The organism is Methylolobus aquaticus (assembly GCF_054172105.1).
In genome coordinates this window covers 27,903-42,638 of sequence record NZ_JBSYXP010000015.1, presented here as the reverse complement: position 1 = coordinate 42,638, position 14,736 = coordinate 27,903, and the positions used below count along the sequence as shown (strand labels likewise).

Genomic DNA, 14,736 nt, shown 5'->3' with positions numbered 1-14,736 from the left:
GAGGGCCAGCCCTCAGCGGTCAGTACCGAACGGGGCTGAGGGACACCGGATCGGAACGCGCAGGATGCAGGACGCGGGCCTCGGCGGGAGGCCCGCAACGAGACACGATGATCGAAGCATGCGACGATACGCGCGCCTCACGACCGGAGCGACTCACTCGTATCGATGAAACGTAGCGATGTCTTGATCGTCAATCCGAATCCCTTGCTGAATCTGGTCCATGCCGGAGCCTTCACTCCGGGTGCCATCAACCGGGTGCCGGCCCTGGCGATGCAGGCCGAGGGCAAGGGCGTCAACGTCGCACGCTTCCTCGCGCGACACGGATATTCCGTGGTCCTGACCGGGTTCGCCGGCGGCCACAGCGGCGCCTGGCTCCGCGAACTGGTCAAGGCGGAGGGAATACGTGACGCCTGTCTCGAGACCAAGGCCCCGCTAAGAGTCGGCTTCATGGCCTCCAGCCGCGCGGATGAGCATCCGACTACCGTGCTGCCGACCGGATTTCCCGTCACGCAGGATGAATGTCAAGCGCTGTGCGCGCGAGTGGCCGACTTGGCCTCATCGGTCCGGCTGGTCATCATGAGCGGTTCGGTACCCCATCCGTTAGCGGACAATCTTTACGCGGACCTGCTGCGACAGTGCCGGCCCTGCTCGGTGCCCTGCTGGCTCGACGCTCACGGTCCTGCGGTGGACCGCGCACTGAAGGAAGAGAGCCCACCCACGCTCGCCAAGCCGAATCGTGACGAACTGGACCACAGCCACAGTTGGGACCGGGTCCGGGAACTGCACATCACCGATGGCGCCGCCCCCGTCGAGGTCACGATAAGCGGCGAAGGACGCTGGCAGGTGCATCCTCCGGCCATTCGCCAGGTCAATCCCATCGGCTCCGGGGACTGCTATCTGGGCGGTTTGGCACATGGGTGGCTCAGCGGGCTTTCCGTCGCCGACAGGCTGCGCTATGCATCGGCGGCGGGCGCCGCCAATGCCCTGCAGCACGACGTTGCGATGATCGGTCCGGAACAGGTCGCACCGCTGTTGAGCGCGGTGGACGTCAGGCGCTTGTAATCGCGGGTATCAATGCTTGCGGATCGAGCCCATGACGCGGGACTCATCGGCGAACAGACTTCCGATATCCACGGCATCGAACTGATAAAGCCGGTTGCAAAAATCGCAATGGACGGCGATGGAAGGATCCACCCGCAAGGTTTCCTCGATCTCGGCGCGGCCGAGGGCGACCAGCACCCGTTCGATCCGGTCGCGCGAGCAGTTGCAGCTGAAGGTCACGACGTCCGGCTCGAACAGCCGGACCCGTTCTTCGTTGAACAGGCGATAGAGCAGGTTCTCGCTCGGCAGCGTCAGCAGTTCGTTACCGGTGACGGTATCGGCCAACAGGCAGACCCGAGACCAGTCCTCGGAATCGTGATGGCTTCCCGGAACCTCCTGCAGGAAAAGGCCGGCAGCACGCTGCGCATCGGCCGCCAGCCACAGGCGCGTTGCCAGCTGCTCCGAGCGTTGGAAATAGTGTTCGATCGCTGCCGCCAGCGTATCGCCGACCAGATCGGTAACGCCCTGATAAGGTTCCGTGCCCTCACATTGGACGGTCAGGACGATCCGGCCGGATCCGAAGACAGCGTCGAGAGGCCCTTCGGGAACGTCGCCCCGCCAATGTGCAATGCCGCGCACCGTGCGCTGGTCCGTGGCCTGCACGACCAGCGTGTGCAGTGGGCCGTTGCCCTGAACCTGCAAGATCAACGCGCCCTTGAACTTGATGGTGGCCGAAAGCAGTACCACCGCCGCCAGGGCCTGTCCCAGTTGACAACTCACGGTCTCGGGATAGGGATGGCGTTCGAGCACGGATTTCCAGCTGTTCTCGAGGCGGACGAACTCCCCGCGCACCCCGAGGTCCTCGAACAAAAACCGGCGAAAACTGTCTTCCTGTAACATCGTGACCAACACAGGTGAGGGGGTCCGAACCGATTATACGGCCTTCGGTCCAAGCCACGGCGGATCATTTCCGGCGCCCGACCTGTCGACGTCGGATCAACTGACTGCGGAGGCATCATGTGGAGTTTCCTGAAGGGTAAGCAGACGCTGCCGGACGCCGAATCGGCACTGCCGGGTCGGGCCACACCCGTCTCCGTTCCGGAGCACCATTTCGTCAACGGCCACCGGCTGCAGCCTCCCTACCCGGACGGGCTGGAACTTGCCACGTTCGGCCTGGGTTGCTTCTGGGGCGCGGAACGCAAGTTCTGGCCGATACCCGGGGTTTATTCAACTGCCGTCGGGTATGCCGGAGGCCACACCCCCAATCCGACCTATGAAGAAGTCTGCACGGGAGGCACGGGCCACGCGGAAGTCGTGCGCGTCGTGTTCGATCCGGCAAAAGTAGCCTACGAGACGCTGCTGGCAACCTTCTGGGAGTCGCATGACCCGACGCAGGGGATGCGCCAAGGCAACGACCGCGGCACCCAATATCGCTCTGCGGTCTATACCCATTCCGAACGGCAGCAGGCTATCGCGACGGCATCCTGCGCCAGTTTCCAGGAGGCGCTGACCCGCGCCGGCTTCGGCAAGATCACCACTGAAATAGCCCCGGCTGGACCCTTCTACTTCGCGGAGGCTTACCATCAACAGTACCTGGCGAAGAACCCTGCAGGTTATTGCGGGCTCGGAGGAACCGGCGTTACCTGCGCTCCACTCCGCGCAAGTTAGCGTAACGAGTTCCCCGACCGGTGCCGTGCCGTCTTTGGACCCGGTCGGCAATATCTCGTATCATCACCCGCTTCGTTCACCGGACCCACGGCCTAATGCTTGTCACCCGACTATTCCGCGCTCTGATCATCCTGGGCTCAGCGAGCCTGCTAGCCGCCGGCTGCAGTTCCAAGGCGCCTCGCCAGACTGCACCGCAGCATGCGCTGCCCGCCACCGTGAACGTCACCAAACTGGCCGCCAAGGCCTTCGAACAGATCAAGGCCGCAACGCCTCTGGACGAAGATGCGCACACCAATGCCCACATCATTTGCGTAGCCGGTGCGGTCGTGCGGTCGCGGGGCGGCGACTGGGAAATCGCCGTTTTCCGCAAAGACACGCCTTCGACCTTCGTCCTGCCGGGTGGCAAGCTCGGCGTGAACAGCAGCCTGCTCAAGGTGCTGCGCAACCAGCACCAACTGGCGGCGGTGATCGCTCACAATGTCGGGCATATGCTGGCTCGGCATCCAGAGAGACGCGTTGGCGCCGCGCTGCACAACCGGCCGGAGCTCGATTTGAACGGAGCCTTCAGCTCTTCGCGCAACCCGGATTCGGCTCTGGCTTATGGCTTGCTCGGCGTGCCCGCCGAGAGCGGGGTGTCAGTGCCCTACGACGCGGCTCAGGAGGCTGAAGCCGATCGGCTTGGGCTCGAACTGATGGGGCGCGCCGGCTTCAATCCCAAGGAAGCGGCGATGGCATGGCGGAACCTGGAAGCGAACGCGCGATCGGGAGCGTTCATGGCCCTACACGCGGCTCACGGCACCGATCGCAGCGCCAGCCTCGAGGCCGGCATGGCGACGGCCGTTGCACTGGAGGCGCAATATCTGGGCTCGCACAAAAAACCCGACTGCGATCGTATCCGCTGATGGCTGCCAGCGCCTGGGTGAGAAGCCACATGCGCGCCCTGAGGGGTTTTGCTGCATAAAAAACAGGGCCTCGAGAGGCCCTGTAATGCACTATAGAAGGAGGAATTCGAGCACCGGTTGTGCTTCGGTAACAAACGAGGGATCGATACCCAAGTAGTTAGGCTGAAGCATACTGATCAAAACCCGGTGAAAAAATGTGACAAATTGTCGCGGCCAAAGGGTGGGTCAGGGTTAGCCTGATTCTCCGCGGTCACGACAGGACTGTTCATCGCCATCGGAGCCGGGCGCTGTGGGAGGAACACCGGCGCCGCATTCCACCTCACCGGGCACCCCGCTTACACGCCGTCTGGAAAACGATAGAATTCCGCGATGAACGCACCCGCCAAGATGTCGATTCCGGTCCCCGCGGATTCCGACCAAACCGCCCGTAAGAATCTTCATTGGCTCTTCGTCCTGAGGAACCTGTTGCTGGGCGTGGAAGCCATGCTGATCCTGATCAGCGTATACGGGCTCGACATTCCTCTCCGGCAGATTCCCCTGTGGGGCATATTGACCGTCCTGGGCACCTTCAACTGGATCACTTGGATTCGCCTGACCTCGACTCCGGCAGTCAGCGAATTCGAACTGTTCGCGCAGATTGCCGTGGATGTGCTGGCCATCACCGCGATCCTTTACTTCACCGGCGGCGCCACGAATCCAATGGCGTGGTTCTTCCTGCTGCCGCTGATCATCGCCGCGACGGTTCTGCCGCATTCGTACACGTGGTACCTGGTCATCTTTGCCTCGTCCTGCTACACGGTGCTGATCGGCTATTACCAGCCGCTGCCAGAGATTCAGGCCGTAACGCTGCCTTCCGACGTGTCGCTGATGACCCACAGCTACATGGAGCACCACGACATCCAGTTGCATGTCTTCGGGATGTGGTTTGGTTTCGTCTTCAGCGCCGTGCTGGTGGCCTATTTCGTCGTCGAGATGGCGAACACCTTGCGCGAGCGGGAACGCCGTCTGGCCGAAGCACGGGAACAAGCGCTGCGCAACGAACGGGTCGTCGCGCTCGGGACGCTCGCGGCAGGCGCCGCGCACGAGATGGGCACGCCGCTCGGGACGATGGCGATCGTCATCCATGAACTGGAGCAGGAATTCGAAGCCGAGGAATTTGCGGCCCTGCGCGAAAAGATGCAGATCCTTCGCGGCCAGATCACCCGCTGCAAGAATGCGCTCGCCGTCATGTCGGCGTCGGCGGGAGAAGCCCGCGCTGAAGGCGGGCACCCGATGCCGATCACGCGGTATCTGAACGAAGTCGCGGAAACCTGGCGCCGGGAGAAGCCGGGCGTCGCTCTCGACTATCGACTCCGGACGCCCGGCCCCTCGCCGCTGATCATCGCCGAAGTGACACTGACCCAAGCCCTGATCAACATCCTGAACAACGCCGCCGAGGTTTCGCCGAAAGGCGTCATGCTCGAAGCCGGCTGGAATCAGGATCGCGCGTTCATCGACGTCACCGACCGCGGGCCCGGCATCGCTCCTGACCTGTCCGCCCATCTGGGCAAAGCCCCGATCACCACCAAGGAGCACGGCCTCGGCGTGGGGTTGTTTCTCGCCTTCAGCACGATCGAACGCCTCGGCGGCTCGATCGAATTGCTGCCACGCGCGGGCGGTGGTACCCGCACGGCTATCACCCTTCCGTTGTTGCCCTCCGCATGATACCCGAACTCGAAACCGATCAACTCGAACATCCTCGACTGCTGCTGGTCGACGACGACCCGACCTTCTGCGCAGTGCTGGCGCAGGCGCTGGAGAAGCGGGGCTTCGAAGTGCATGTCGCGAATGACGTCGAAGCAGGACTGGCGCTAGCCGAACGCATCACGCCCGAATACGCGGTGATCGACTTGCGGATAGGTCATGAATCGGGACTGTTGCTCGTCAAGCGGCTCTCCGAACTCGACGTCAATACCCGCATTGTGATGCTGACCGGGTTCGCGAGCATCATCACGGCGGTCGAGGCCATCAAGCTCGGCGCGGTGCATTACCTGACCAAGCCGGCCGACACGGACGAAATCGTCAACGCCCTGCACAAGGACGAGGGCGACACCAATGTCGAAATCAAGGAAAAGCCGCTTTCGGTCAAACGGTTGGAGTGGGAGCATCTGCAAAAGGTGCTCGTCGCGCACGACGGCAACATCTCTGCCGCCGCGCGCGCGCTCGGCATGCATCGCCGCACGCTGCAGCGCAAGCTCGAGAAGCGGCCGGTCAAGGAATAGCCGGGGAGCTACGCCCTAGCCCAGCAGCGAGGCGAGCAACTCCGCCAGACGATGGGATTGCTGTGAGGTTCTGAGCCGCTGCGTCAGCACGATGTCCTTCAGGGCGCCAAGCGCCTCCTCGAAGATGTCGTTGACGATCAGGAAGTCATATTCCGAATAGTGCGACATCTCCGAGATCGCATCGCGCATGCGCCGCGCGATGACCTCGTCGGGATCCTGGCCGCGGTCGCGCAAGCGCGATTCCAGTGCTTCGCGCGATGGCGGCAACACGAATACCGAAAGGCAGTCCGGCATCAGCGACTTCACGACACGCGCGCCCTGCCAGTCGATCTCCAGCAGCACGTCCTGACCGGACGCCAGCGTGTCTTCCACGGTCTGCCGCGCCGTGCCGTAGTAGTTGTCAAATACCCGGGCATATTCGAGGAACCCCTCGGCCGCGATCATCCGCTCGAACTCGGCGTGATCGACGAAGAAATAGGCCTCCCCGTGACGCTCGCCCGGTCGCTGAGCGCGCGTCGTATGCGACACCGACACCGCGAGCCCGGTGACCTCTGCGCGCAGCGCGCGCACGAGACTGGTCTTGCCGGCGCCCGAGGGCGCGGATAATACGATCAGGTTACCGCGACTCACGGCCCGCGCTCCGCCACGTGCGACAAGCCGCCACCGCCCCGCACCCTTCCCGCGACCTCACTCGACATTCTGCACCTGCTCGCGAATCTGCTCGATCAGCACCTTGATCTCCATCGCGGCGCGCGTCGTTTCGATGTCCGACGACTTGGAGCCGAGGGTGTTGGCCTCGCGGTTCATTTCCTGGGACAGGAAATCGAGACGGCGCCCAACCGACTCCGCCGTTTCCAGCGACCGCAGGAACTCCTCGACGTGGGCCGACAGCCGGTCCATCTCCTCCGCGACATCGAGCTTCTGGGCCCAGTACACCAGTTCCTGCTCCATGCGGTCCGCGTCGGGACGCGCGCTGACCTCGGCGAGCTTGGCCTGGAGCTTTTCGCGCTGCATCCGCAACACCTCCGGCATCCGCACTCGAACGCGAGCGACGCTCTCGCCGATCTGCAGCAATCGCTCGCGCAGCAACGCGGCGAGACTTTCGCCTTCCCGTTCACGCGCCGTGACGGCCTGCACCAGAACCTCGTCCAGCGAGGCCAGGGCCAGCGCGCCCAGGCGCTCCCGATCGGCTGCCCGGTCTTCCAGAACGCCCGGCCAGCCCAGGACATCCAGCGCGCTGAACGGAGCCAGCGACCGCCCGGCCTGTTCCTCCACCGCCTTGGCCGAATCCAGCACGGCACGGAGCCGCGCCGCGTTCAGGCTGATGACGCCCGCCGTGCCCTCGGCCTTCTTCCAGATCAGCGTGCATTCCACGCGCCCGCGCCGCAGGCTGGCCCCGATCCGCGCCCGCACATCCGACTCGAGGAAGCGGAATGCATCCGGCAGGCGCAGCGAGACATCCAGGAACCGGTGATTCACTGACCGCAGTTCCCAGGTCAGAGACCAGTCTTCCAACACACTGTCGTGGCTGGCGTAGGCCGTCATGCTTCTCAACATACTCCGCGGGTATTCCTGTTGGCTGGACAATCCGCCATGTTAAGGGCTACCGGGCTGCCGAGGAAACCCCATCGATACCACCCCGAGTCAGTCGGCGCCGGCGGGCACGAGCGTCAGCCCGTGTTCGGCAACACCCGCCTCGAACGGCAAGGGCGCGCCGTCGACCCAGGCCTGGTGCTGATCCCGGTAGTGGGCGGACAGGGGATGGCCGGATTGACCTCCGGGCATGTGGAACAGCCCGTCCGAGGGATGGTTCGGCGAGATGACGAAGCGTTCACTGGCCCCGTGCTCGCCGCTCAGGATGCGCACGCAATAGCCGGAGCAGCCGGCACTGCCGAATGCCGGCATATCGACGAACGGCGACAGCAGTGCAATGAGCCGGCCGAACGGATGGCGGACGTGGATCTCGTTGACCCGCCCCCAGGTCAATTCATCGACCCTGTCGATCGCGTAGTCGGCCCTTAACTGCCGGACGATGGACTCGAGTTCGACGGACAGAAACCCGTGCCAACTGGCGTGGCGCCGATCCGGCAGAGCGGCCTCCGGGCGTTGCTGGAGCAACGCCCGGAGCGGCGTTTCCATTTCGCGCCAGGCATAGGCGAAACCGGGCTCTGCCTGCGCGCAGCGGCGCAGAAAAGGCTCAAACACCGTCGCCGCCAGCCGCTGCCGAAAGCGCACCAATAGCGCGATGCCGCGACTGTCGGCCTCCATGCGCCCGTCCCAGGCTTCGGCACTGCGGCGCGCGTCGGCCAATTCACTGCCGCCTCCAGGCGACGGCGTCGCGGTCAGTTCAAGGACGAGCCGGCGGTAAAACTCGAAAAACTCACTGCCGGTATCTAACTGAAGTCGCAACAGATCCGCTTCCTCTATCCCATCCATCGCGGCAAGCCTCTGCGCGATCCGGAACGCCCGGAACCCATGCGAAAAATTGTGACCGATCAGATGCGGATACTCGCGCCCCAGTGTCCGGTTGTTGGCCGTCGCGATGTATCCGTCAACCGGGTCGATCAGCCGCGGCAAGGTTTCGGGCGGAAGAAACCCCTCCCATCCGACAGTCCCGTCCGCCCAGCTTCGCGCTACCATTCCATCGAAACCCCGGCGCTTCGGAAACACACCGGCATAGGTCCACGCGATGCGCCCTCCACTATCGGCGAGCACGACGTTCTGGGGCGGGATGCCGCAGCGATTCATGACGGCCATCGCTCGCTCCAGCGTCATCGCTCCGTCCATTTCGAGCAGGCCGAGGTTCATCGCTTGCGGCTGCAGCGCTGTCCAGCGTAAGGCCACAGGCGCACCGAGCAGAGGGTCGGGCAAAACCGGTCCCCAGATCGTCCGACGCAGATCAACCGTCAGCGCCTCCGCGCCCCGCACCGGAATGGTCTCGGTGTGCGTGTCGAAACGAACCGGACCCGCGGGCGTTCGATATGTGTCCGGGGCGTCCGGGTCCGTTTCGATCCGGACCAGATCCATGACATCGGCATCGACGTTCGTGAAACCCCAGGCGATCGCGCCATTGCTGCCGGCGATGAGCAGCGGCAAACCCGGCAGCGTCACGCCAGCCAGGCGGGCTGCACCGTAGCGCAGTTCGGCCCGATACCAGGTATTCGGCAAGCCCAGCGCCAGGTGCATGTCGTTGGCGACCATGGCGCGCCCGTCGCGGGTCTTGCGCCCGCCGACGGCCCACTGGTTGGAACCGGCGACAAGGCCATCGGCATCCACGGCGACACGCAGCGGCTGTGTGGATCGCTCGCCGATCAGTGTCGCCAGGGCTGCCAGCGGAATGGGCTGCGCCGGCCGGCGCGGCTCGCTGCCCCCGACCAGGGTTCGGCCGTACTCATCGGTATCCGGTGTCAGGAAGGCAAACACCTCGGGTGGCAGTTCCCGCTGCATCACCGTCAGCATGCGCTCGTCCTGTTCCTGCGTGGTCAGGGTCTGGAACATCCCGAAGGCGACGAGCAGGCTGTCCTCCGCACGCCACGGCCCCGGCCGGTAATCGAGCAGTTCGATCTCGGGCGGCCAGGCCCGGAGCGATGCCATCAACGCGTTGACGCCTTCGGCGTAGGCTTCCAGCACGGTGCGCTGCTCCGGCGGCAGCGCCGATGCCGCCGTTCGGGCGGCCTGCCGCGCCTGGTAGACCCGCTGCCGGCGGTCGGTCGCCAGCAGCTTGTCCCCGAGGATCTCCGCCAGTTCACCGGCGCTCTTGCGGCGGGCCAGATCCATCTGGAATAGCCGGTCGCGCGCGTGCAGGTAGCCGAGCGCGCGGTAGGCATCGACCCGGCTGCCGGCACGAATCACTGGCACCGCCAAGCCGTCCTGTGTGACCGCAACCTCTCGCTCCAGACCCGCCAGCACGACACGGCCGTCGGCTCCGGGCAGCGAGCGATACAGCCACACGAGCGCGAGCGTGGCGCCGAGAAGCAGCAGCACCGCTGGCGTCCACAGCAGCCATCGCACCACTCGACGCATCGAACGACTCACTCGCGACCCCCCTCGCAGAAATGGGAGAACCCCCCGCGTTTGGGACGGACGCATCGATTAGGGTAGACTGGCGCGCTTTGCTTAAGAGGGCACTTCATGCGACCCAGTGGACGAGAACCGGGCCAGCTCCGGGCCATCCGGATCACTCCCCATTTCACGAAGCACGCCGAAGGCTCGGTGCTGGTCGAATTCGGGGACACCCGCGTCATCTGCACCGCGAGTATCGAAGAGCGCGTTCCGTCTTTCATGAAGGGTAAAGGCAGCGGCTGGATTACGGCCGAGTACGGCATGTTGCCGCGCGCCACCCACGAGCGCTCGGGCCGCGAGGCCTCACGCGGCAAACAGGGTGGCCGGACCATGGAGATTCAGCGCCTGATCGGACGTTCGCTGCGGGCCGCGATGAATCTCGAAGCGCTGGGGGAACGCACCGTGACCATCGACTGCGACGTGATCCAGGCGGACGGCGGCACCCGGACGGCTTCGATTACCGGCGGCTATGTCGCGCTGGTGGTCGCGGTTCAGCGCCTGATGGAAGTACGCAAGCTGCGGATCAATCCGGTGCATGGGCAGATCGCCTCGGTGTCGGTCGGTATCCATCGGGGCATCCCGGTTCTCGATCTCGATTATGCCGAAGACTGCGATGCCGAAACGGACATGAACGTCGTCATGAACGATGCCGGCGCCTTCGTCGAGGTGCAGGGCACGGCCGAAGGCCACGCCTTCCGCCGTGACGAACTCGACGCGATGCTCGATCTTGCTAACAGCGGCATTCGGGAACTGATGCAACACCAGTTGGAAGCGATAGCCGCCAGCAAAGTATCGCCGACGAAGAGCTGATGCCGGCCTCCCCTCCGTCAACAGGCCGTCAGCGTGCGGCAATCCGGGTGCTGGGCACGGTTGCCGGCGACGCGCCGGGAGGCCGGTCATGAGCGTCAGCGGGTCGCGCCTGGTGCTCGCCAGCAACAATGCCGGCAAGATCCGCGAACTGTGTGCACTGCTCTCCGGCACGGGCTACGAAATCGTTCCCCAGTCCGAATTCCGCGTCGCCGAGGCGGAGGAAACCGGCCTGACGTTCATTGAAAACGCGATTCTAAAGGCCCGCCACGCCGCTGAACAGAGCGGCCTGCCCGCCATCGCCGACGATTCCGGCCTGGCCGTCGATGCCCTGGGCGGCGCTCCCGGCGTGGACTCAGCCTATTATGCCGGGCGGCAAGCGTCCGATCGCGACAACGTCGAGAAACTGCTGGCGACGATGGCCTCGGTACCCGAAGACCAGCGCGCCGCCCGCTTCCACTGCGTGATCGTATTGCTGCGGCATGCCCGCGATCCCAGCCCGCTCATCGCCCACGGTCGCTGGGAAGGGCGCATCGCGACCGCGGCACGCGGCGACTCGGGCTTCGGCTATGATCCGGTGTTCCTCGTCGACGGATCCGGACGGACTGCGGCGGAACTGGATGCGACCGAAAAGAACCGTCTGAGCCATCGTGGACAGGCGTTGCGCGCGCTGGTCGCGCAACTCAAGCCACGAGGCTAGTTCGGAAGCAGCCGGCCACTGCAGGCTGGACGCGCGGTGAAAAGCCCCAGACCCGACAACCGGCGCAGGTGGACGCCCCCGGAGGCCTCATGCCAGATCACCGAGAACTCCTCATCGCGCACTTTCCGGCCCTGTTCGAACGGCCGGATCCACCGCTCGAAAAGGCATTACAGCGAACCACCCTCATGCAACTCAGGGCGGGCCAGCAGGTGTTCTATCCCGGTTCGCCATGCCGCGGTTACGCCTTCGTGACCCAAGGGGCGATTCGCTGCCAAGTGCTGTCGGAACTCGGCCGTCAGATCGTGCTGTATCACGTCGGACCGGGCGGCTCCTGCGTCCTGACGACTTCCTGTCTGCTCAGCGACACCTTGTATCCGGCCGAAGGCGTCGCGCAGGCCGCGACCACCGCACTCCTGATGCCGCGCGACACGTTCCGCGAGGCCATCGACCAGTCGCCCGCACTGCGCTGCCATGTATTCCGCAGTTTCGCCGCCAGCCTTGCAGCAGTCATGGGCCGCTTATCGGACGTCGTTTTTGGCGACATCGGCGAGCGGCTGGTGCAGACCCTGTTGGCCGACGGCCAGATCCGCGTGACGCGAACCCATCAGGAACTCGCCGACGAGTTGGGAACAGCACGCGAAGTGGTATCCCGCCACCTCAAGCGTCTGGAACACCAGGGCTGGATCCGACTGGGCCGCGGCTCCATCGAAGTACGCGATGCCACGGCGCTCCGCGCGTCCGTCCACTTGCCCTGACGGCCCCATTGTGACTCGATCACTGAAAGCCTGAGTGGACAGGTGCACTATCCGGCTCAACACGGCCCGAAAGCCGTGTCGACGGCTCCACGCGGAACACCCGCGCGGCAGCCACCCGGTGCACTCTTCATCTCGGAGACATGACGATGGGCTTGATCCTCGACTGGTTGTCGGCATTGATCGGCTTCAAGCTGAACGACCCGCATGAGATTCCGTTCGCCGGCCCGTTGATGTTCGGCGCCCTCCTCGCCTTCACGCTGGGCTTCATCATCAATTGGTCCCTCGACCGCAGCCTGGCCGACAAGAGTCAGGCCGCCGACCGAAAACCCGCGGACTGATCCCGCAACGGACGCCTTCCGGGGGGGGGCCGAAGACGCAGCGCGGAACCTCCCTGCGAATCGATGGCGATGGGCCCGGGGGATAGCGGAGCCTGGGTCCTTCGTCCATAATGAGACCTGCATGTAGCCTTCGGGCCGCATGCACGACAACCTCACAATGGCACGGATGTGTCGCCCTCGGAGCGACGGTCGGAAGCGCAGCCTATCGGGCTGGGGCTCAAGTACCTTCGCCATCCCGATTCTTGCGGGAGAAATCGTATGCCGAATACCGACTGCTACGCGTTCCTGAAGGCGATCCTGGCGAAGGAATACGAAGCCAATCACTATCGCGGCGATGCCGCGCACCCGCACCACGCACACGTCGTCATCACGATCTCGCGCGACTTCGGAGCTGGCGGCGAACTCATCGGCAACGCCTTGTCGGAATGCCTCGGCATCCCGCTCTACGACCGTGAAATACTCCGTTTGATCGCAGAGCGGTCGAAAACCTCCGAGTTTCATGTTGAACTGCATGACGAGCAGGTGACGTCAGGCATCACGGCAGCGATCTTCAGCACGCTGACCGGCGCCGCAAACCATATCGCACTCTACCGAAAGTACCTCTACGACGTCGTGAAGGATCTGGCCAAAAAGGACGCCATTCTGATCGGTCGCGGAGCGCATCTGATCCTGAATGGCGAAAAAGCCTTCCGTATTCGCGTGATCGCTCCACTCGAAACCTGTGTCCAGCGGGTGATGGTCGAAACCGGAGCCAGCCGCCGCGCGGCCGAAAAGCAGGTACTCGAAGTCAACTCGCAGCGGCACCAGTCGATCAAGAAGCTGTTCGGGGACCACGACCGCCAAGTGTCGCTCAACAATGCCGAAAACTTCGATCTGGTCTTGAACACCGACCAGATTCCGCCGGAACAGGCCGCCCCGGTCATCCTGATGGCGCTGCGCGCCGCCGGCTATCATCTGTTCGAGGCAGCGCCCACGAAATGAGCCAGTCGCCCGGCCGTTGTGTCGACGTCGAAATCGCCGATGTAGCCCGCCTGATCTATTCCGGCCCCTGTACCAAGCTCGTGGCGCCTGCTGCCCTGGGCGAGGTATGCATTCTGTATGGGCATGCGCCGCTGCTGACCCGATTGAAACCGGGGGCAGTCCGGCTGCAAACGGAACAAGGCCACGAAGAGGTCTACTTCGTGTCGGGCGGGTTCATGGAAGTGCAGCGCACGGCCGTGACCGTACTGGCGGATCAGATGCTGCGCTCTGAGGAGATAGACGAAACCGCGGCGTTGGCGGCGAAGCGGCGTGCGGAGTCGATCCTGAAGCGTAACCCACTGTTCAAGGATCGCGACGAAGCCCAGTTGCAGCTGGTCAAGGCGCTCGCGCAGTTGCGGGTGCTGGAGTACGCGGAGCGGCTCCACCTGCACGAACCGCGACGGTCGCGCTGACGGTCGGCGGTCACGCCGCGGCCGCGCCGCGGGTGCGGCACGACCGGTGAGGACGAACCCGCAGAGGCAGGGTCAGCCGATGACCTTGACTCCGCTTGGCGTCCCGAGCAGCGCCATATGGGCGGGCTGCAGCGCAAAGATGCCGACGCAGACCACGCCGGGGATGTCGTTGATCGCCTTCTCCATCGACAGCGGATCGACAAGATTGAGACCGTGCACGTCGATGATCTGGTTGCCGTTATCGGTCACGCAGCTTTCGCGCCAGACCGGACGGCCGCCCATCGCGACCATCTGCCGCGCGACGTAGCTGCGCGCCATCGGGATGACTTCGATCGGCAGCGGGAACTTACCGAGCACGTCCACCTGCTTGCTCTCGTCGGCGATGCAGATGAATTTCTTGCTGGCTGCCGCGACGATCTTCTCGCGCGTCAGCGCGGCGCCGCCGCCCTTGATCATCTGCATCGCCGGATTGATTTCGTCCGCGCCGTCGATGTAGATCTCCAGCGTGCCGACGTCGTTCAGGTCGAGCACCGGAATGCCGGCCTGCTTGAGCCGCGCGCTGGTCCCCTCGGAGCTGGATACGGCGCCGTCGATCTTGCCTTTGAAGCCGGCCATCAGTTCAATAAAATGGTTGACCGTGGAACCGGTGCCGACGCCAATGACGGGAATGTCCTTGACGTAATCGACTACGGCTTCAGCGACCTTTCTCTTGAGTTCATCGGGCGTCATGTGTGCATCCTTTGGTTGGACTGGTATGAATCGCGCAAGA

General features: G+C 64.3%; 16 protein-coding genes. 11 read left to right on the top strand and 5 right to left on the bottom strand.

The window, feature by feature from the left end:
• The first annotated feature begins 165 nt into the window (after positions 1–165).
• On the top strand, positions 166–1,062 hold the full coding sequence (locus ACW73L_RS17735) for a 1-phosphofructokinase family hexose kinase (protein ID WP_498923913.1): 897 nt from the start codon (positions 166–168) through the stop codon (positions 1,060–1,062).
• A gap of 9 nt (positions 1,063–1,071) precedes the next feature.
• Here the strand turns inward: ACW73L_RS17735 and hslO are convergent, their stop codons facing one another.
• Positions 1,072–1,941 carry an Hsp33 family molecular chaperone HslO gene (gene hslO / locus ACW73L_RS17730; protein WP_498923912.1) on the bottom strand — a complete coding sequence of 290 codons (870 nt, stop codon included), beginning with the start codon at positions 1,939–1,941 and terminating at the stop codon, positions 1,072–1,074.
• A gap of 117 nt (positions 1,942–2,058) precedes the next feature.
• Between hslO and msrA the strand changes: the two genes are divergently transcribed.
• From msrA to ACW73L_RS17710, 4 genes are all read left to right on the top strand, one after another.
• Positions 2,059–2,709: a peptide-methionine (S)-S-oxide reductase MsrA gene (gene msrA, locus ACW73L_RS17725; RefSeq protein ID WP_498923911.1), complete on the top strand. Its 651-nt coding sequence runs from the start codon at positions 2,059–2,061 to the stop codon at positions 2,707–2,709.
• A gap of 95 nt (positions 2,710–2,804) precedes the next feature.
• Positions 2,805–3,611 (top strand): M48 family metallopeptidase, encoded by an 807-nt coding sequence (locus ACW73L_RS17720; RefSeq protein WP_498923910.1) that lies wholly within the window; start codon positions 2,805–2,807, stop codon positions 3,609–3,611.
• 369 nt (positions 3,612–3,980) lie between these two features.
• Positions 3,981–5,315, top strand: coding sequence for an ATP-binding protein (locus ACW73L_RS17715; protein ID WP_498923909.1), 1,335 nt, complete (start codon positions 3,981–3,983; stop codon positions 5,313–5,315).
• Positions 5,312–5,872 (top strand): response regulator transcription factor, encoded by a 561-nt coding sequence (locus ACW73L_RS17710; RefSeq protein ID WP_498923908.1) that lies wholly within the window; start codon positions 5,312–5,314, stop codon positions 5,870–5,872. The genes ACW73L_RS17715 and ACW73L_RS17710 overlap by 4 nt, the downstream gene beginning before the upstream one ends.
• 15 nt (positions 5,873–5,887) lie before the next feature.
• On the opposite strand, the gene gmk is transcribed toward ACW73L_RS17710, so the two are convergent.
• The 3 genes from gmk to ACW73L_RS17695 form a co-directional block, all read right to left on the bottom strand.
• Positions 5,888–6,502 (bottom strand): guanylate kinase, encoded by a 615-nt coding sequence (gmk, locus tag ACW73L_RS17705; RefSeq protein ID WP_139558741.1) that lies wholly within the window; start codon positions 6,500–6,502, stop codon positions 5,888–5,890.
• A gap of 57 nt (positions 6,503–6,559) precedes the next feature.
• Positions 6,560–7,429, bottom strand: a complete 870-nt coding sequence (locus ACW73L_RS17700; RefSeq protein WP_498923907.1) for a YicC/YloC family endoribonuclease — start codon at positions 7,427–7,429, stop codon at positions 6,560–6,562.
• 87 nt (positions 7,430–7,516) lie between these two features.
• Positions 7,517–9,895 carry a penicillin acylase family protein gene (locus ACW73L_RS17695; RefSeq protein WP_498923906.1) on the bottom strand — a complete coding sequence of 793 codons (2,379 nt, stop codon included), beginning with the start codon at positions 9,893–9,895 and terminating at the stop codon, positions 7,517–7,519.
• Positions 9,896–10,003: 108 nt separating this feature from the next.
• Between ACW73L_RS17695 and rph the strand changes: the two genes are divergently transcribed.
• The 6 genes from rph (at position 10,004) to ACW73L_RS17665 (ending at position 13,967) form a co-directional block, all read left to right on the top strand.
• Complete coding sequence (gene rph, locus ACW73L_RS17690; RefSeq protein ID WP_129884568.1) at positions 10,004–10,744, top strand: ribonuclease PH; 741 nt, start codon at positions 10,004–10,006, stop codon at positions 10,742–10,744.
• Positions 10,745–10,832: 88 nt separating this feature from the next.
• Positions 10,833–11,441 carry an RdgB/HAM1 family non-canonical purine NTP pyrophosphatase gene (rdgB, locus tag ACW73L_RS17685; protein ID WP_498923905.1) on the top strand — a complete coding sequence of 203 codons (609 nt, stop codon included), beginning with the start codon at positions 10,833–10,835 and terminating at the stop codon, positions 11,439–11,441.
• Positions 11,442–11,530: 89 nt separating this feature from the next.
• Positions 11,531–12,196: a Crp/Fnr family transcriptional regulator gene (locus ACW73L_RS17680; protein ID WP_498923904.1), complete on the top strand. Its 666-nt coding sequence runs from the start codon at positions 11,531–11,533 to the stop codon at positions 12,194–12,196.
• Between the two features lie 146 nt (positions 12,197–12,342).
• Positions 12,343–12,534, top strand: coding sequence for a hypothetical protein (locus ACW73L_RS17675; RefSeq protein WP_498923903.1), 192 nt, complete (start codon positions 12,343–12,345; stop codon positions 12,532–12,534).
• Between the two features lie 258 nt (positions 12,535–12,792).
• Complete coding sequence (locus tag ACW73L_RS17670) at positions 12,793–13,515, top strand: cytidylate kinase-like family protein (RefSeq protein WP_498923902.1); 723 nt, start codon at positions 12,793–12,795, stop codon at positions 13,513–13,515.
• Complete coding sequence (locus ACW73L_RS17665; protein ID WP_498923901.1) at positions 13,512–13,967, top strand: F0F1 ATP synthase subunit epsilon; 456 nt, start codon at positions 13,512–13,514, stop codon at positions 13,965–13,967. The genes ACW73L_RS17670 and ACW73L_RS17665 overlap by 4 nt, the downstream gene beginning before the upstream one ends.
• Before the next feature lie 72 nt (positions 13,968–14,039).
• On the opposite strand, the gene rpiA is transcribed toward ACW73L_RS17665, so the two are convergent.
• Positions 14,040–14,696 (bottom strand): ribose-5-phosphate isomerase RpiA, encoded by a 657-nt coding sequence (gene rpiA, locus ACW73L_RS17660; RefSeq protein WP_498923900.1) that lies wholly within the window; start codon positions 14,694–14,696, stop codon positions 14,040–14,042.
• Between the last annotated feature and the right edge of the window lie 40 nt (positions 14,697–14,736).